The sequence below is a fragment of the Enterobacter sp. UPMP701 genome (genome assembly GCF_053709515.1).
In genome coordinates, this window is sequence record NZ_JBSKJN010000001.1 from 504,175 (window position 1) to 521,386 (window position 17,212).

A 17,212-nucleotide genomic window follows, 5' to 3' on the forward strand; every position below is an offset into this window, starting at 1 on the left:
GTTGAGAATATTTTTTTGATGGGAATACGCCTATTTTTGATCGTTCGCTCAAAGAAGCATCGAATCAGTGCATTTTGCGTAAAAAGCTATGTAAAAAAAGGCATTTTTCATCGGATTCATCTTAGATAAATCGCAATTAAATAGAAAAACCCGATTTGCTTTTTGAATGAATTTGGCTAATGACGGTTATAAAAAAAGCGCCCGTTGGGCGCTTTTTATCAAAATTAATTCGTTCGTGAATTATTACAGCACGTGAACGGATGCAGTATTGGTGGTTCCGCTTGGTACCAGCGCACCAGAAACCATAACCACAACGTCGCCTTTCTGTGCCAGACCACGATCGACCAACTCCAGAGCCACTTCTTTACCCAGACGGTAGAAATCATCGGTAGACGCGATCTCTTTTACCAGATGTGGGATCACGCCTTTACTCAGCACCAGCTGACGAGCTGTGGTTTCGTTGGTGGTCAGCGCCAGGATGGTGGCATCCGGGAAGTATTTACGTACGGCGCGCGCAGATTTACCGCCCTGAGTTGCAACCACGATCAGTGGCGCTTCCAGTTTCTCTGCGGTTTCTACTGCACCACGGCAAACAGCTTCAGTGATGCGCAGTTTACGGCTGTCGTTGTTGTAATCCAGACGGCTTTTCATCACGCGGTCGGTACGTTCGCAAATGGTTGCCATGATAGAGACGGCTTCCAGCGGATATTTACCTTTCGCGGATTCGCCAGACAGCATAACTGCATCGGTACCGTCGAGGATGGCGTTCGCCACGTCGCCTGCTTCAGCGCGGGTAGGGCGCGGGTTTTTGATCATGGAGTCCAGCATCTGCGTTGCGGTGATAACCACTTTACGCGCGCGAACACATTTCTCGATCATCATCTTCTGCGCGAAGATCACTTCTTCAACCGGGATTTCAACGCCCAGGTCGCCACGCGCAACCATGATGCCGTCAGACGCTTCGAGGATTTCGTCGAAGTTGTTCAGGCCTTCCTGGTTTTCGATTTTGGAGATGATCTGGATCTTCTCGCCGCCGTGGGCTTTCAGGTGCTCACGGATTTCAACCACGTCAGAGCGCTTACGGATGAAGGATGCCGCAACGAAATCAACGCCTTGTTCGCAACCGAAGATCAGATCCTGCTTGTCTTTCTCAGCCAGTGCTGGCAGCGCGATGGAAACGCCCGGCAGGTTAACGCCTTTGTTTTCGCCCAGGTCGCCGTTGTTCAGCACTTTACAGATAACTTTGTTACCTTCGATAGCGGTGACTTCCATACCGATCAGACCATCGTCGACCAGCACGGTGTTACCCACGGAGAGATCGCTGGTGAAACCTTCATAGGTGACCGCAACGATTTCGTTGTTGCCCACAACAGACTTGTCGGTGGTGAAGGTGAAGGTCTGGCCCGCTTTCAGTGAGACGTCGTTACCGCCTTCCAGTTTGATGGTACGGATTTCCGGACCTTTGGTGTCGAGCAGGATAGCGGCTTTTTTACCGGTTTTGCTCATCACGTTGCGCAAATTCTGGATACGCTGACCGTGTTCTGCGTAGTCACCGTGGGAGAAGTTCAGACGCATCACGTTCATGCCGGCGTCCAGCATTTTGCTCAGCATCTCTTCGGATTCGGTTTTCGGGCCGATAGTACAAACAATTTTCGTCTTTTTCATGACAGTCTTAGTCTTTAAGTTGGGAAGGATATGGAAATCTCGCTCCGGGGGCGCACCGCCGCGGAGTCAAACCTGTGTTGCAAAAGAGTATATGACACGCACTAAGGATAGGAGACATCAAATGAGCGTGCAGAAGAAAGTGTGCCTGAGTGACAGCCCAACGAAGGAGAGGAGAAGTTGTACGTTGTTTTTTGTATTCCAAGCGCTGAAACCATTCACCAGGGATTTGGCGCGCATTATACGCTGATTTTAAGATAAAAGGAAAATGGAAACAGCGTTTCAGAATTAATCAATGCTGTTTCACATAATATTGTTATCAAGGCGTTAAGCCATGATAACAACTTATGGCGGCAGGTGAGTGACCTGCCGCGTTTTGCTTATTTTTGCAGCGCCTGGCTGAGGTCGGCAATCAGGTCTTTTGGATCTTCAATCCCCACCGACAGGCGGATCAGCTGCGGCACAATACCGTTTGCCAGCCGTTGTTCAAGCGGGATGGAAGCGTGCGTCATGCTGTAAGGCTGGCTCACCAGACTTTCCACACCGCCAAGGCTTTCTGCAAGGGTGAAAAGGTTCAGGTTGCGAATCACCTCGCTAGCGCGTTGCGCATCGCCTTTCACCACGACGGAAATCATCCCACCGGGCAGCGCCATCTGTGTGCGGGCAAGTTGATATTGCGGATGCGATTCCAGCCCGGGATAGAACACCTTTTCGACCAGAGGATGCTGCGCAAGCCATTGCGCAATCGCCAGCGCGTTGCTGCTGTGTTTCTCTACCCGGAGCGAAAGGGTGCGAATACCGCGCAGCGTCAGGAAGCTGCTGAACGGATCCAGGACGCCGCCCACCGCGTTTTGCAGATAGCCCAGCTTATCCGCCAGTTCCTTGTTGTCCCCGACAATCGCCAGCCCGGCCACCACGTCAGAGTGCCCGTTAAGATATTTGGTGGCGGAGTGCACCACGATATCGAAACCCGCTTCCAGCGGGCGGTGGATCACCGGCGACGCGAAGGTGTTATCCGCCACGCTGATGACGTTATGACGACGGGCGATCGCCGCAATGGCCGCCAGATCCGCCAGCTTCAACAGCGGGTTGGTCGGCGTTTCGACCCACACCATGCGGGTCTCCGGGCGAATGGCGGCCTCAAGCCCGGCTACGTCGTCAGGCTTAACCCAGCTGACCTGCAGGCCGGTGCTGCGCTTACGCACGTTTTCAATCAGGCGATACGTTCCGCCGTAAACGTCATCAATGGCGACGATGTGGCTGTCTTTATCCAGCAGTTCGAGCACCGTGGAGATGGCCGCCAGACCAGAGGCGAAAGCGTAGCCGCGCGTACCGCCTTCCAGTTCGGCGATGGCGGTTTCCAGCGCATGACGGGTGGGATTGCCGCTGCGCGAATATTCATAGCCGGTATGTTCCCCGGGAGAGGGTTGCGCAAACGTCGAGGTGGCGTAAATTGGCGGCATCACCGCACCGTGCTGGTCGTTGAACTCGCCGCTGTGGACGCTCAGGGTTGCCAGGTTTTTCATCATCAATTCCTTTATTGCTGTAGACGGTTGCGCCATGCGGTCAGCACGTCGCTGCGCGTAATCAGACCCAGAAAGCGGTCGTTGTCGTTAATCACAGCCACCAGACCGCGGTCGAAAATGGCGTGCAGGGCGCTCTCCGGGGCGTGTTTATCAAGGAATTCCACATGGCGCGTCATGGCTGCCGTCACCGGCAGGGCAAAGCGATCGCCGTCGCCGCCGATATGCCGCAGGAGATCCCACTCGTCGATAATGCCCACCACCTTGCCGTCCTCAAGGACCGGCAACTGGGAGATGTCATACAGGCGCATGCGTGCCAGTACGGTGGAAAGCGTGTCGTCCGGAGCGGCGGTGACGGTGGCGCCTTCATCGTGGCGCAGGGCGATGTAGTCGGAGAGATCGCCCGCCTGCGGGCGCGTGATGAGCCCCTGCTGGCGCATCCAGTCGTCGTTAAACATCTTCGACAGATACTTATTGCCGCTGTCGCAGGCGAAGGTCACCACGCGTTTCGGCGAGGTCTGCGCCTGACAATATTTCAGCGCCGCCGCCAGCAGCGTGCCGCTGGAGGAGCCCGCCAGAATGCCTTCCGTTTTCAACAGATCGCGCGCGGTGGCGAAGGCTTCGCGGTCGGTGATGCGCCAGGCGCGATTCACCCCTTCGATGTGGGCCAGCGGCGGAATAAAGTCTTCGCCAATCCCTTCAACCAGCCAGGAGCCCGCGTCGTGGTAGCGCCCGGTTTCCACCTGGTCGGCCAGCACCGATCCGGCCGGATCTGCGAGAACAAACTCCGTATGCGGAGAGTGCTCCGCGAACCACGCCTGAAGACCGCCCAGCGTCCCGCCTGAACCCACGCCGACCACGATGGCGTCAATTCTGCCGTCAAGCTGGTCATACAGTTCCGGCGCGGTGGTGGTGCGGTGTGCCAGCGGATTGGCTTCGTTATTGAACTGGTCAATGTAAAACGCGCCGGGCAGCTCATTGGCCAGGCGCTGGGCGTAATCCTGGTAATAGGCGGGATGGCCCTTATTCACGTCCGAGCGGGTTAGCACCACCTGAGCACCCAGCGCGCGCAGGTGGAAAATTTTCTCGCGGCTCATTTTGTCCGGCACCACCAGGATCAGCGAGTAGCCTTTCTGGGCGGCGATCAGGGCCAGACCGAGGCCGGTATTCCCCGCCGTTGCCTCAATAATCGTGCCGCCCGGCTGCAGCTTGCCGGTACGCTCCGCTTCGTTAATCATCGAAAGCGCAACGCGGTCTTTAATCGAGCCGCCGGGATTCTGGTTTTCCAGCTTCAGAAACAGCGAGCAGGGGCCCGTGTCGAGCTTATGCAGCTGGATCAGCGGGGTGTGGCCAATTAGTTCGGTGACGGAGTGGTAAATCGTCATGATATTTTCCTTTCAGGATGTCATGACGGGATGATAGAGCGGTGAAATTTCCGCAATAAAGAACCATTCACTGCCTTTTAGAACAGAAAGTAATATAAATGCCGTTTTTGGATGTCAGGACAGCAAGACGTAAAGTTGTCTGGATGTGGGGATGGCTATACTGGCATGAAATGCTGAAAAAATGACCGCTTTTACAGGATGTCAGCCAGCACATATGCATCTGGCAGATAATCATTGCTGAAATTGGTCTAAATACTTCCCACCCGGCAAATCCGCGGGTTATTTCTGAAAGTTATAAGACATGCTTTTTTGTTCATTTAAAAGCTGTTAACGCCTGTTTACTATCGTTTGGACATCCATACTTCTAAACCGCTATGTGCGGAACGGATAACGTATAAGAATGATCGTACTCAGGAATATTTCGAAGGTTTTTGACAACGGAAAGGTCGCGCTGACTGCCGTTGATAACGTCAATTTGACGATAGAGCAGGGACAGATTTACGGAATTATTGGCTACAGCGGGGCCGGGAAAAGCACGCTGATTCGTCTGCTGAACGGCCTGGAAAAACCCAGCGCCGGAAGCGTCACCATTAACGGGCAGGATATCTCTGCTGCAAAGGGTGAAGCGCTGCGTCAGGCGCGCCTGAAGATCAGCATGGTGTTCCAGCATTTCAACCTGCTGTGGTCGCGCACGGTGAGCGAGAATATCGCTTTCTCGATGCAAATCGCCGGTGTGCCAAAAGCTAACATTAAGGCGCGCGTTGCCGAACTGGTGGAGCTGGTTGGCCTGAAGGGGCGTGAGAATGCGTACCCGTCGCAGCTGAGCGGCGGGCAAAAACAGCGCGTGGGAATTGCGCGCGCGCTGGCCAACAACCCCGACGTACTGCTCTGCGATGAGGCAACGTCCGCGCTCGACCCGCAGACTACCGATCAGATCCTCGATCTGCTGTTAGATATTAACCGCCGTTTCAAACTCACCATCGTGTTGATCACACACGAGATGCACGTGGTGCGCAAAATTTGCGACCGTGTGGCGGTGATGGAGAACGGTAAAGTCGTGGAGGAGGGCGACGTGCTGAGCGTCTTTACCCATCCGCAGCAGCCCATTACGCAGCAGTTTGTCCGTCAGGTAAGCCAGTATGCCGAGGAGGAAACCTTCAATACCGAACTGGCAAACGATCTGGAAGGCACGATCATCAGGCTGACCTTTACCGGACACAGCACGCACAAGCCGATTGTCGGGGAATTAACCCTGCGCTACGGCCTGCCGTTTAACATCCTGCACGGGAAAATGACGCAAACCGCCCACGGCGTTTTCGGGCAGCTCTGGGTACATGTCGTGGCATCCGATGAACAACTGAACAATATCCTCGCCGACCTGCAGCACAGCGATATTGAAGGCGAGGTGATTAAACATGGCTGAGAATCTCTTTCCGCATCTGAAGTGGGATCAGCTCTGGGCGGCGACGCTGGAGACGCTGTACATGACCGCGCTGTCCGGCGTGGCGACCTTTGTGCTGGGTATCGTGCTGGGGCTGGCGCTGTTTTTAACCGCGCGCGGCGGATTGTTCCACAACCGCACGGTCTATAGCGTCATTTCGATTGTGGTGAACGTGTTCCGCTCCATTCCGTTCATCATTTTGATTGTCCTGCTGATCCCGTTCACCAAGACCGTCGTCGGCACCATTCTTGGCGCCAACGCGGCGCTGCCGGCGCTGATTGTGGGCGCGGCACCGTTCTACGCACGCCTGGTGGAAATCGCCCTGCGTGAAGTGGATAAAGGCGTCATCGAAGCAACGCGCTCGATGGGCGCACGACTGAGCACGTTAGTGTTTCGGGTTTTACTGCCGGAATCATCACCCGCACTGGTTTCAGGTATTACGGTGACGCTGATTGCGCTGGTGAGCTACAGCGCTATGGCGGGGGTGATTGGCGCCGGTGGTTTGGGAAATCTGGCTTATCTGGAAGGATTCCAGCGCAACCATGGTGACGTCACGCTGGTGGCAACGGTGACCATTTTAATCATCGTTTTCATTATCCAGTTCTGCGGCGATGTCATTACTTCACTGTTAGACAAAAGATAATCTCTAATAACACACAGGAACCATCATCATGAAAAAGACACTGACACTGATTGCCGCCGCAACCCTGAGCGCCCTGAGCTTTGCCTCCTGGGCCGACACCCTGACCGTGGGCGCATCCAACACCCCGCACGCCGAAATTCTGGAGCAGGCAAAGCCGATTCTGGCGAAGCAGGGTATCGACCTGGAGATTAAACCGTTCCAGGACTACATTCTGCCGAACACCGCGCTGGCGGGTCATGACATCGACGCCAACTATTTCCAGCACATTCCTTACCTGAACAGCGTGCTGAAAGATCACGCGGGTGACAAGGACTACGATTTTGTCAGTGCGGGCGCCATCCACATTGAGCCAATCGGCATCTACTCCAAAAAATACAAGTCGCTGAAAGACCTGCCGGAAGGCGGCAAGATCATCATGCGTGACGCGGTTTCTGAAGAAGGCCGTATTCTCTCTATCTTCGAAAAAGAGGGCGTGATTAAGCTGAAGCCGGGCATCGATAAAGTGACTGCGCGCATCAGCGACATCGTTGAGAACCCGAAAAAGCTGAAGTTCACGCCGAACGTGGAAGCGTCTTTGCTGCCGCAGATGTACAACAACGACGAAGGCGCTGCGGTAGTGATCAACGCCAACTACGCGATTGACGCCGGTCTGGACCCGGTTCACGACCCGATCGCGGTTGAGAGCGGTGAAAACAACCCGTACGCCAACATCATTACCGTGCATCGCGGTGACGAGAAGAAGAAAGATATCGTCGCGCTGGTGAACGTGCTGCACTCCAAAGAGATTCAGGACTGGATCCGCACCAAATACAAAGGCGCGGTTATTCCTGTAAATAACTAATTCGCTGATTTTACAGATGAAGCCCGGCGAGTCTCTCGCCGGGCTTCTTTTTTGTATCCGGCAGGAGAATCATTTAAGCTCAACGTTTAAAAGGCAATGGAGTGATGACGATGGGTAACGTGACCAAAGACGAAGCGCTGTACCAGGAGATGTGCCGGGTGGTCGGCAAAGTGGTGCTTGAGATGCGTGATTTAGGGCAGGAGCCGAAGCATATTGTCATTGCGGGCGTGCTGCGCACGGCGCTGGCGAACCAGCGCATCAAGCGCAGCGCACTGACAACTGAAGCGATGGAAACGGTGGTTAAGGCGCTGGCCGGCTAACGCGCCAGCGTTTCGCGACCTGTTCAAGCGAGCAGCAGAGCAGGTAATAGACCGCACCCGTAAAGATAAAGATGGCCGCCGGGTAGATTTGCACCCGGTTGTTGACCTGGCCCGCTACGGTGGTCAGTTCCGGGACGTTCACGATGAATGCCAGCGACGTATCCTTCAGCAGGCTGATAAAAATCCCCACCAGCGACGGCAAAATATTTCTCAGCGTCTGCGGCAGCAGCACGCGCCACAGGGTTTGCTGCGTGCTGAACCCCTGAGACAGCGCGGCCTCGTTTTGACCCGACGGGAGCGCCCTGAGCCCGGCAAAAACTGAATGCATCACCGATGCCGCCGTAAACCAGGCCAGCGCCAGCGTCACGGTCAGCGCCCCCGGCAGATCTCCGCCGGTTATCAGCGGCAACAGATACCACATCCAGAAAATCACAAAAATCAGTGGAATACCGCGAATCAACTCCGCCCACAGAAAAAGCCCCCTGCGCACCAGCCCAGGATAGCGCCAGGCGAGGCATGCCAGCGCCACGCCGCCGGGAAGCGCAAGCAGGGCGGCCCCTGCGGCCATCAGCAGCGAGAGCAGTACGCCGCCGGGTTCACCCGCTGCCGTTCGTCCCCACAGCAGATAATCCAGGTTTTCGACAATAACGTTAAATCCGGTAATCATCTTTTTTCCTCCCTGAATGCGGGCCGACGCGCACCAGCACCATTCCCATGACAATGCCGGTAAGCAAATAGAGCACCGTACCGACGATAAACGCCTCCAGGGCGTGGGCGTTGTAACTTTCAATCTGCCGAACCTGGTAGGTGAGCTCAGCAAAGCCAATCCCGCTGGCGAGCGAGGAGAGCTTCATCAAATTGAGGTACTGGCCGACAACGGGTTGCCAGGCGTTGGCGAGCCCCTGCGGCAGAAGGATGTAGCGAAATAAACGCCACGAGGAGAACCCTTGCGCCAGCGCCGCTTCCTGCTGTCCGGCAGGAACAGAACGCAATCCCGATGCCACTTCCTCAATTAAAAACGCCGAGGTAAAGACGCCCAACCCCCAGGCAGAACATAAAAACTCAGGGGTAAACCACCAGACGTCGCCGGGCAGAATTGACCAGCTGTGATCCGCGTTCACCGCGTCTCGAAAGCCCTGCGGTAATCCGTTCCAGGCGGCGAAGTACCAGAACAGCAGCTGCACCAGCAGCGGCGTATTGCGAAACAGCGATACCCAGCCGCTGACGACCGCATTCCCGATGCGTCCACCGGAAAGACGCAGGAGTAAAAAGATCGGTGCGAGCAGGCTGGCGATCAGCGCCCCCGCCAGCGTCACCCACAGGGTGGTGAGAAATCCGGAGAGTATCCACTGCAGAGGCTGTCCGGCCAGCACGCCCTGCCAGTCGAGGGCGGGCATCAGAGCTGCTCCTGGTGCAGCGGGTTCAGCACTTTTTGCAGGAAACGCTGCGCCCGGGGATGCGACGGCTGGCTGAAAAACTGTGCCGGCGGCGCGGTTTCAAGAATCTGCCCGCCGTCGATAAAGACAATCCGGTCGGCAATTTCCCGGGCGAACTGCATCTCGTGAGTCACTACAATCATGGTGATCCCGCTATGGGCAAGGGCTTTCATGACGAACAACACTTCGCCAATCATTTCCGGATCGAGCGCCGACGTCGGCTCATCGAAGAGGATGATCTGCGGCGACGAGGCGAGGGCGCGGGCAATCGCCACGCGCTGCTGCTGGCCGCCGGAAAGCTGCGCGGGAAAATGATGGGCTTTTTCCAGCATCCCGACCTTTTCCAGCAGCGCCAGCGCGCGCTCCTGGGCAGGCTGCGGCTTCCAGCCGTGCACATGCTCCAGCGCCAGGGTGATGTTCTGGCTGGCGGTGAGGTGGGCATAGAGATTGAACTGCTGAAACACAAATCCCACGCGGCTGCGTAACTGGCGCAGCCTGCTGCCGGAAAGCTGCCCGGTCGGCTTGCTGTCGACCAGAATTTCCCCGCCGCTCAGGGTTTCAAGCTGGTTGATAAGACGGATCAGCGTTGATTTACCCGAACCGGAAGGGCCGAGAATAGCAACCACTTCACCGGGCGTAATGGTGAGGTTAATGTCGCGCAAAACCTGATGGTCGCCGTAGCGTTTGTCCACGTGACAAAACTCAACGCTGGCCTGTTCCAGATGTGAAAAATCCGCGGCACCGGCCGCGGAGTGGGAAAATAAACCTGAGAGCATATTACTGGGCTTCTATTTTAAAGGCACGAGGCTGTGGAGTGGGCGTGTTTGGGCCAAACCAGACGTCATAGATCTTTGCCGCCTGACCGTTCTTCTCAAGATTAACCAGCTCATCGTTGACGGCTTTCAGCAGCGCCGTTTCACCTTTCTTCACCCCGACGCCAATCTCTTCCTTGCTGAGCAGATCGGGCAGGATTTTAAAGTTCGCTTTATCCGGGGCCTGTGCCAGCAGGCCTGCAAGAATAGTGCTGTCCTGGGTTATGGCCTGCACGTTTCCATTGCGCAGTGCCGTCAGCGCCAGGGGAATATCGTCATAAGAGAGCACGCGTGACTGCGGGAAACGCTGGTGCAGCGCCTGCTCGCCCGTCGTTCCTTTGACCGCGCCAATGCGCGCCCGGCTGTAGTCATCAAGCTTGTCCGGTGATTTAGCCGGAACCAGGAACTGCTGGCCAGTGACGAAATAAGGCGTTGAGAAATCAACCACCTGTGCGCGTTCCGGGGTGATAGTAATATCCGCCACGATCAGGTCCGCTTTACCGGACTGCAGCAGCGGAATTCGGTTCGCCGGATTGGTGGCGACCAGCTCGAGCTTGACGCCAAGGGATTTTGCCAGCGCGTTGGCAAAGTCCACGTCGTAACCCACGATCTCGTGCGTTTTTGCATCAATAGAGCCAAAGGGCGGGTTGGCGTCAAACGTGGCGACTTTCACCACCCCTGCGGCCTTAATCTCCGCCAGCCGATCGGCCTGCGCCTGCGCTGAAATCAGGCTCCCGGCGGCCAGTAATCCCAGAACCACCGTCCCTTTTTTAAAGCCTTTCATCTTTGCTGCCATAGTCATCGTTCGTCCCGTTGTTTTTGTTTTGCACCGTTACGCTCCCATAAGCAAAAGCTATCGCCAAATAAGAAATCGTTCTTTGCTATATACAAAAAAGCATTAGTGAACAGTATGTTACTGGCAGGTAAATGACCGGGGCTATTTGCACTTCCTGCACATCCACTGCCGGAATTGATATTTCCGCTGTCAGGAAAGGCGTGCTTAACTCAGGGCAGGTGAAGCGAGAGGGGTAAAGGCAATGAAAAAATGGATCAGCACGCTACGGCGGTTTTTTGCGACCCGACCAGCGAATGCGGAGAACAGCGCGCAGCGTGTTCTGGAGTCAATACTGCCTGTCGCCAGCCTGTACGGCGTAGACGTGGCCAACATCGACCCGGAGTGGTTCCATGATAAAACGTCACGCTGAACTGCGCCGCACGCGCGAAATGTACTGGAATGAGCTGTGCGTGATGGCTGTAAAGCAGGGATGAGCGGAAAAATACGCGGGTAAATCCTCGGTAAACGATGGCCGTTTTGTTACCACTATCTCCTTTCAGAGATGGAGATGATAATGAAACGGACAGTATTAACCCCGGCACTTTCTGCTACCGCATTACTGATTGCCATGCAGGCGGCGCACGCTGCACCACAGGCGCATGTTGTCTGCGGTTACTCCCACACGCTCGGCGACGATGCCATTATGATGTACGGCATGCCCAACGAAGCCATGCTGCACGATTTTTTTGGCAACGTGCAAACGGATGCCTTCTCCAGCCGCGAATCGCTGCGTAGAGATGAAAAGACCACCTGCGATAACAAAGCCGACAGCTCGGCCTACTGGGCTCCCTCACTGAGGTTGCCTGACGGAACGGTGGTCAAACCGGCCTATCAAAAAACCTATTATCAGGCATCGAACGTGGACGCCTGGCCGCTGCACCCGTTCCCGGCGGGGCTGTCGCTGCTGGCGGGAGATCATCACGGTACCGCGCCGAATCCACATATCACCTTCTTATGCGCCAACGGCAAGGGCTACACCACCAAAACGGGCGAAGTTTGCGGCTTACGCAAAGCGAACGATGCCGTGCAGTTTAATATCGGCATTCAGTTTCCGAACTGCTGGGACGGGGTCAACCTGAAGCCCGCCCACGGGCTGGCCAACGCCACTTATGACACGAAAGGGCAGTGCCCGTCCGCTTTCCCGGTGAAAATCCCCACCGTGAACATGAATATTGCGTATGTGCTCCCGACGATGAGTTCACTCGATACCAGCAAAGCGCAGCTTTCTCTCGATCCCATCATGCACGGTAACGAGCGGGAAGAACTGTGGGGAAGCCTGTATACGGCGCATGCGGACTTCATGAACGGCTGGACGGAAGATGCCGCGCGCTTTATGACCGACCTGTGCATGAACCGCGGGATAGATTGCGGCACTACCGTGCCGTATGGTTATTCAAAAGCGAAGGCTAACGTCTGGCTCAGCAGCCTGGAGCCCGCGCTTTCCCAGCCGGATCCACAGGTTTTACTGGTGCAGGATAACTGGCACAACGGCGGACGCACCAAAAACAGCGAAACGCTGTCGCTGGTGAAGTTTCATATTCCCCCGCTGCCTGCCGGGCAGGATCCTTCGCAGTTTAAATACCGCATACGTATTTATGGCGGGAAAGTAGAAACCAACGGCGCGGATCAAATCTTCTTCTATCCGGCGAGCAATGACTGGGATCCGGCCAGCGTAAGCTGGCAGTCGCGGCCAGCCTGCAACTACCGTTCGGATGCGGTGCTTTACCTGAACCACGCCCGCGAGTACCGGATGGTGGACGTGGATAAAGCGGTGCGCAAGGCGCTGGCTGAAGGGAAAACCGAGATTTCGTGGTATATCGGCGGCGATCGTCAGGGAAATCACTACCAGTTTGAGACGGCATCTTCCCCGCAAAGTCTGATCCTGATGCTGACCGGTTTTAGCAAAACGCCGGAGATCTGATTACGCCCGCGTTTTTTTGTTCTTATCAACGTTAACTGGTAATGTCGACAGCCTGAATGACGGTGCCAGTTAACGCTATGAGCATAAAAAAGATGATAAAGCGCAGCATCGCTGCGTGGGTGATGGTCTGCCTGATAAGTGGCGTATTGCTGTATGCGGAACAGATACGACGTCAGTTCTGGGAGCGCGATCGCGAGTTTTCGGCACTCTATTCGGCGATCGGCGCCGTGCTGACGCAAAACGAGTCGGTACTGCCGCTTCTGAATGGCGATGAAGATATCACCGCGTTACGCAAAAAATTCCCGCATATTAAGGCCCTGGAAAAAACCACCGGTCGCGCGCTGGACGCGGCACGCGTGGAGCCGTTTCGCGGCGTTCAGTACTGGTTATACAACCCGTGGCGGCAGATCCGTGTCCTGATTGACTTAAGCGCGCTGCTTCCGACGCGCCATACTTTTGCGCAGCTGCATTTAAGCGTCACGAATGATGATACACCGCCGTCGACGGGGGATTTCTGGCACTGGCAGCGCACTTTTTCGCAGCATACTCAGCCATTTATTCTCTCTGCCTCGGCAAATCCGGACTGGTTCCGGGTTGCCTGGCTGCCCTATCCGCTGCTCTTTCTGGCGTGGGGGATGGTGATTGCGGGCGCGGGAACCGTACTCTGGCAGCGCAAACAGCGGCAGCAGGCTGAGCAGCGTGCTAGCTATTATCAGCATGCCAGGCTGAATACGCTGGGGGAGATCACCGCGGGCATTGTCCATGAAATTAATCAGCCGCTTACCGCCGTGCAAACCTGGATCCAGGGCGCGCAGCGGCAGCACCAGCAGGGGAACCCGCAGGCTGTGTCGCAGGCGCTCGCGGCGGCGTTACTGCAAACGCAGCGTATCAGCGCCTTGCTGACGCGGTTCCGCGAGCATGTTGTTCAGGAGAAGGTAACCCTGCGGGAAACCGATCTGGTACAGTGCTGGCAGCAGGTGGAGAATTTACTGGAGCACGAGCGCAAATCCAGACGTATCGCGATAATCCATGCGTTTGCCGCAGATGCCACGACCGTGCTGGCTGACAGACTCTGGCTGGAGCAGATCCTGCATAATCTGCTGAGTAATGCGATTCAGGCGCAGCAGGAGAACACGCACGGCTGGGTACGAATCGACAGCCAGAAAAATGAGAAGGGTATTCTCGTCACCCTGACCGACGGCGGGCCCGGGTTTAGCCCGGAAGCCCTGCAGAACGCGTTTATGCCCTTCTTTAGCGGACGCCCCGGCGGAATTGGGCTGGGGATGACGTTAACGGAAACGCTGATAACGCGCATGAACGGCTCGATCGCCCTGGGCAATGCCCCGCAGGGTGGGGCGCAGATCCGCTTGCAGCTGGCGGAAGGAAAGGAGACAAAGCATGGGTAAGGTGGTCTGGCTCATCGATGACGACGAGTCCATCAGAGAATCATTAGCGTTTCTGCTGTCGGGAATGGGCTGGCAGGTGCAGACATATGCGAGCATCGACGCCTTTACGCGCGCGCACGGCGGTGAACCCGTGCTGGTCGGTTGTATGCTGCTGGATATGCGCATGCCGGGCAAAGGCGGGCTGACCTGGCTGGAAGAAGGTGAATGGCCGTGGCCGCTGCTGCCGGTGATTATTATGACCGGGCACGGCACCGTCGATGCCTGTCGTCGGGCATTTCGTAACGGCGTGTTCGAGTTTTTCACCAAGCCGCTGGATGCCGATAAGCTTATCGAAACGGTGGGATTGGCCCTTGCAGAAAGCCAGCGACGTTTTACCGTCTGGCAGGAAATTTCGCGGCTTAAAGCCCGCTTTGAGCAGTTAACCGCGCGGGAACACGAGGTGCTGATCGTGCTGATGGAAGGGTGCAGTAATAAAGAGGTGGCCGCACGTCTGAACCTCTCGCCCAGAACCGTGGAAGCGCACCGCGCGGCGGCGTTTGCCAAGCTCGGCGTCACCAGTCTGGTTCAGGCAAGCCGGGAATATGACAAATTGCAATCCGTATAACTACCAGGTCGAGTGCGTAATCAACCGAATTACGTTTCGTTGTGCAGTTAAGTAACCTTTGAGATGTCAAACAACACTCGAGGAAGTGCAATGAAAAAAGTTATGATGGTTGCGGCACTGGTCGCGGGTAGCGTAAGTCTGGCCGCACAGGCCGAGACGTTGACCCAAAAAAATCTCTCTCTGGCGCAGGCAAACGCGCTGGCAACATCCGCCATTCAGTCCTGTGCAGCGAAAAACTACCAGGTCGCAGTCACCGTGGTTGACCGTGCGGGCGTGGTAAAAGCGGTACAGCGTATGGATAATGCCGGTCCTCACACGGTAAAAGCCAGCGAAATGAAAGCGTTTACGGCGCTTAGCGCAAAGAATGCGTCAGGCAAAGTGATGGAAGCGGCGCAAAGCAACGCGGGCGCACAGAACATGCGTGATATCCCGGGCTACCTGCTGCTGGCTGGTGGTCTGCCGGTCAAAGAAGGCGATGAGGTGATTGGGGCGATCGGCATCGGCGGCGCGCCGGGTGGTCATCTTGATGAAGCCTGCGCGCAGGCGGCCATTGACGGGCTGAAAAAGTAATATAAAAAGCACCGGTTATGCCGGTGCTTTTTCATCAGATCTTGCAGGCATCACCGCAGTCGTCATCGGCAACGATCGCCTGCGCTCTTTTATCCGCGTCGTCCAGACGTTCCGCGTTACGCTCTTCCGCTTCATCCAGTCCGTTAAAAACCAAATTATCGAGATCAATTTCCATGTGGCACCTGCTATGTTCAGTTTTTGATACTGGCACAGTATAGGGTAAAAAACGCCGGTAATGTACCGCGCAGCACATAAGGATAATCCCTGCCATACTCAGTGCTTTATCGCTGAGGAGCGCTCATGATTACACTCTGTAAAACCTGCGGTACCTCCTATGATGGAAAACCCGAAAGATGTCCTATTTGCGAGGATGAACGCCAGTACGTCCCGGCCAGCGGCCAGGCGTGGATTGATTACGCGACGCTGACGTCCACGCACGCGAATAAATGGCAGCTGCTGGAGCCCGCGTTGTTCAGCATCAAAACGGTACCCGCTTTTGCGATTAACCAGCGGGCGCTGCTCCTGCGCACCCCGCACGGCAATATTCTCTGGGACTGCATCGCCAACCTTGACCCGACAACCCAAACGCTCATTTCCGCGCTTGGTGGCCTCAGCGCCATTGCGATTTCACATCCGCACTATTACACCACGATGCAGGAGTGGGCCGCGGCTTTCGATGCTCCGATCTATCTGCATGCCAGCGACCGCGAGTGGGTGATGCGTGACAGCCCGGCAATGCATTTCTGGGAGGGGGAGGCGCTGGAGATTTGGCCGTCGGTCACCTTGCTGCGTCTCGGCGGCCATTTTGCTGGCGGGACGGTGCTGCACTGGCAGGAGGGCGAGGGCGTTTTGCTGGCGGGGGATATCCTGCAGGTCACCCCGGGGAAAGATGCGGTGTCGTTTATGTGGAGCTACCCGAATATGCTTCCTCTGCCAGCCCGTACGGTTGAGGACGTCACCCGGCGTCTGAGAGGGAAAGCGTTCGCGCGTCTTTACGGTGCGTTTGAAGGGCAGGCTATTCCGGCGAACGCCGATGATATCGTCCAGCGGTCAGGCCAGAAATATATTGCTTGTCTCAGGTAAAGCACGGTGGGTAAACTTTACAAGTGTGATCGCGATCATACCTAAACTAAAACAGATAAAAGAGAAATTGCTATGCAACATATCATTGAAGGTTTTCTCAGCTTTCAAAAAGAGATTTTCCCGCAACGTAAAGAGCTCTTTCGCAGTTTAGCGTCCAGCCAGAATCCCAAAGCGCTGTTCATCTCCTGCTCCGACAGCCGTCTGGTCCCTGAACTGGTTACCCAGCAAGAGCCGGGACAGCTCTTTGTCATTCGTAATGCTGGCAACATTGTCCCGCCTTTCGGACCAGAGCCGGGCGGCGTCTCAGCAACTATCGAATACGCCGTTGTGGCGCTGGGCGTGACGGATATCGTGATCTGCGGTCACTCCAACTGCGGCGCGATGAAGGCGATTGCTGATAACGCCAATCTGGAGCCGATGCCTGCCGTCTCCCACTGGCTGCGCTATTCCGACGCGGCGAAAGCCGTGGTGGAGAAGAAAGCCTGGGACAAGCCGATCGACAAAGTCAATGCGATGGTGCAGGAAAACGTGTTTGCCCAGCTGAGCAACATTAAGACCCACCCGTCCGTAGCCGTGGGCCTGCGAAACAACTCTATCCGACTGCACGGCTGGGTTTACGACATTGAAAGCGGCGAAATTCGTGCGCTGGACAAAGCGACGAAAACGTTCGTTTCGCTGTCTGAAAACCCGGAAGTCTTCTTCGAGTAATATCTCTTTTCAGGGCATGGAA

Annotated in this window: 20 protein-coding genes; 11 read left to right on the forward strand and 9 right to left on the reverse strand. The window is 55.9% G+C overall.

Annotation, left to right across the window (positions count from 1 at the left end; genetic code table 11):
• Window positions 1-243: 243 nt before the first annotated feature.
• The 4 genes from pykF to ACWKXT_RS02465 all read right to left on the reverse strand — a co-directional run bounded on the left by pykF (window position 244) and on the right by ACWKXT_RS02465 (window position 4,570).
• On the reverse strand, window positions 244-1,665 hold the full coding sequence (gene pykF / locus ACWKXT_RS02450; protein ID WP_080327350.1) for a pyruvate kinase PykF: 1,422 nt from the start codon (window positions 1,663-1,665) through the stop codon (window positions 244-246).
• Window positions 1,666-1,672: 7 nt separating this feature from the next.
• Complete coding sequence (gene ynhH / locus ACWKXT_RS02455) at window positions 1,673-1,867, reverse strand: protein YnhH (RefSeq protein WP_418721936.1); 195 nt, start codon at window positions 1,865-1,867, stop codon at window positions 1,673-1,675.
• A 175-nt stretch (window positions 1,868-2,042) separates the two neighbouring features.
• Window positions 2,043-3,188, reverse strand: a complete 1,146-nt coding sequence (locus ACWKXT_RS02460; RefSeq protein ID WP_454531565.1) for a trans-sulfuration enzyme family protein — start codon at window positions 3,186-3,188, stop codon at window positions 2,043-2,045.
• Between the two features lie 11 nt (window positions 3,189-3,199).
• Entirely contained in the window at window positions 3,200-4,570 is a 1,371-nt protein-coding gene (locus ACWKXT_RS02465; protein WP_454531566.1) for a pyridoxal-phosphate dependent enzyme, read from the reverse strand.
• Window positions 4,571-4,970: 400 nt separating this feature from the next.
• Between ACWKXT_RS02465 and ACWKXT_RS02470 the strand changes: the two genes are divergently transcribed.
• From ACWKXT_RS02470 to fumD, 4 genes are all read left to right on the forward strand, one after another.
• The gene (locus ACWKXT_RS02470; protein WP_454531567.1) at window positions 4,971-5,993 is read left to right on the forward strand and encodes a methionine ABC transporter ATP-binding protein; all 1,023 of its coding nucleotides are present in this window, start codon (window positions 4,971-4,973) and stop codon (window positions 5,991-5,993) included.
• The gene (locus ACWKXT_RS02475; RefSeq protein ID WP_008500617.1) at window positions 5,986-6,654 is read left to right on the forward strand and encodes a methionine ABC transporter permease; all 669 of its coding nucleotides are present in this window, start codon (window positions 5,986-5,988) and stop codon (window positions 6,652-6,654) included. Before ACWKXT_RS02470 ends, ACWKXT_RS02475 begins: the two co-directional genes overlap by 8 nt.
• A 28-nt stretch (window positions 6,655-6,682) precedes the next feature.
• Window positions 6,683-7,495 carry a MetQ/NlpA family ABC transporter substrate-binding protein gene (locus ACWKXT_RS02480; protein WP_063142945.1) on the forward strand — a complete coding sequence of 271 codons (813 nt, stop codon included), beginning with the start codon at window positions 6,683-6,685 and terminating at the stop codon, window positions 7,493-7,495.
• Between the two features lie 110 nt (window positions 7,496-7,605).
• A complete protein-coding gene (gene fumD / locus ACWKXT_RS02485) occupies window positions 7,606-7,815 on the forward strand; it encodes a fumarate hydratase FumD (protein ID WP_028012876.1) in 210 nt (69 codons plus the stop codon).
• Here the strand turns inward: fumD and ACWKXT_RS02490 are convergent.
• Genes ACWKXT_RS02490 through ACWKXT_RS02505 form a run of 4 tightly spaced genes read right to left on the reverse strand, consistent with a single transcriptional unit; the run spans window position 7,796 to window position 10,859 of the window.
• Window positions 7,796-8,482 (reverse strand): amino acid ABC transporter permease, encoded by a 687-nt coding sequence (locus ACWKXT_RS02490; RefSeq protein ID WP_454527051.1) that lies wholly within the window; start codon window positions 8,480-8,482, stop codon window positions 7,796-7,798. The genes fumD and ACWKXT_RS02490 overlap by 20 nt on opposite strands.
• The gene (locus tag ACWKXT_RS02495; RefSeq protein ID WP_454531568.1) at window positions 8,466-9,212 is read right to left on the reverse strand and encodes an amino acid ABC transporter permease; all 747 of its coding nucleotides are present in this window, start codon (window positions 9,210-9,212) and stop codon (window positions 8,466-8,468) included. The genes ACWKXT_RS02490 and ACWKXT_RS02495 overlap by 17 nt, the downstream gene beginning before the upstream one ends.
• Window positions 9,212-10,027 (reverse strand): amino acid ABC transporter ATP-binding protein, encoded by an 816-nt coding sequence (locus ACWKXT_RS02500; RefSeq protein WP_454531569.1) that lies wholly within the window; start codon window positions 10,025-10,027, stop codon window positions 9,212-9,214. The genes ACWKXT_RS02495 and ACWKXT_RS02500 overlap by 1 nt, the downstream gene beginning before the upstream one ends.
• Before the next feature lies 1 nt (window position 10,028).
• Entirely contained in the window at window positions 10,029-10,859 is an 831-nt protein-coding gene (locus tag ACWKXT_RS02505) for an ABC transporter substrate-binding protein (RefSeq protein ID WP_454531897.1), read from the reverse strand.
• Window positions 10,860-11,100: 241 nt separating this feature from the next.
• Between ACWKXT_RS02505 and ACWKXT_RS02510 the strand changes: the two genes are divergently transcribed.
• From ACWKXT_RS02510 to ACWKXT_RS02530, 5 genes are all read left to right on the forward strand, one after another.
• Window positions 11,101-11,268 (forward strand): hypothetical protein, encoded by a 168-nt coding sequence (locus ACWKXT_RS02510; RefSeq protein ID WP_013096943.1) that lies wholly within the window; start codon window positions 11,101-11,103, stop codon window positions 11,266-11,268.
• Window positions 11,269-11,412: 144 nt separating this feature from the next.
• Entirely contained in the window at window positions 11,413-12,819 is a 1,407-nt protein-coding gene (locus tag ACWKXT_RS02515) for a DUF1996 domain-containing protein (RefSeq protein WP_454531570.1), read from the forward strand.
• Window positions 12,820-12,911: 92 nt separating this feature from the next.
• On the forward strand, window positions 12,912-14,225 hold the full coding sequence (locus tag ACWKXT_RS02520; RefSeq protein WP_454527047.1) for a sensor histidine kinase: 1,314 nt from the start codon (window positions 12,912-12,914) through the stop codon (window positions 14,223-14,225).
• Complete coding sequence (locus ACWKXT_RS02525) at window positions 14,218-14,829, forward strand: response regulator transcription factor (RefSeq protein WP_454531571.1); 612 nt, start codon at window positions 14,218-14,220, stop codon at window positions 14,827-14,829. The genes ACWKXT_RS02520 and ACWKXT_RS02525 overlap by 8 nt, the downstream gene beginning before the upstream one ends.
• A 90-nt stretch (window positions 14,830-14,919) precedes the next feature.
• Window positions 14,920-15,399 carry a GlcG/HbpS family heme-binding protein gene (locus tag ACWKXT_RS02530; RefSeq protein WP_151413253.1) on the forward strand — a complete coding sequence of 160 codons (480 nt, stop codon included), beginning with the start codon at window positions 14,920-14,922 and terminating at the stop codon, window positions 15,397-15,399.
• 34 nt (window positions 15,400-15,433) lie between these two features.
• Here ACWKXT_RS02530 and ACWKXT_RS02535 read toward each other — a convergent pair whose 3' ends face one another.
• The gene (locus ACWKXT_RS02535) at window positions 15,434-15,574 is read right to left on the reverse strand and encodes a hypothetical protein (RefSeq protein WP_454527045.1); all 141 of its coding nucleotides are present in this window, start codon (window positions 15,572-15,574) and stop codon (window positions 15,434-15,436) included.
• 125 nt (window positions 15,575-15,699) lie between these two features.
• Between ACWKXT_RS02535 and ACWKXT_RS02540 the strand changes: the two genes are divergently transcribed.
• Entirely contained in the window at window positions 15,700-16,482 is a 783-nt protein-coding gene (locus ACWKXT_RS02540) for an MBL fold metallo-hydrolase (protein WP_454527044.1), read from the forward strand.
• Between the two features lie 72 nt (window positions 16,483-16,554).
• Window positions 16,555-17,190, forward strand: coding sequence for a carbonic anhydrase (locus ACWKXT_RS02545; protein ID WP_080327337.1), 636 nt, complete (start codon window positions 16,555-16,557; stop codon window positions 17,188-17,190).
• Window positions 17,191-17,212 lie beyond the last annotated feature (22 nt).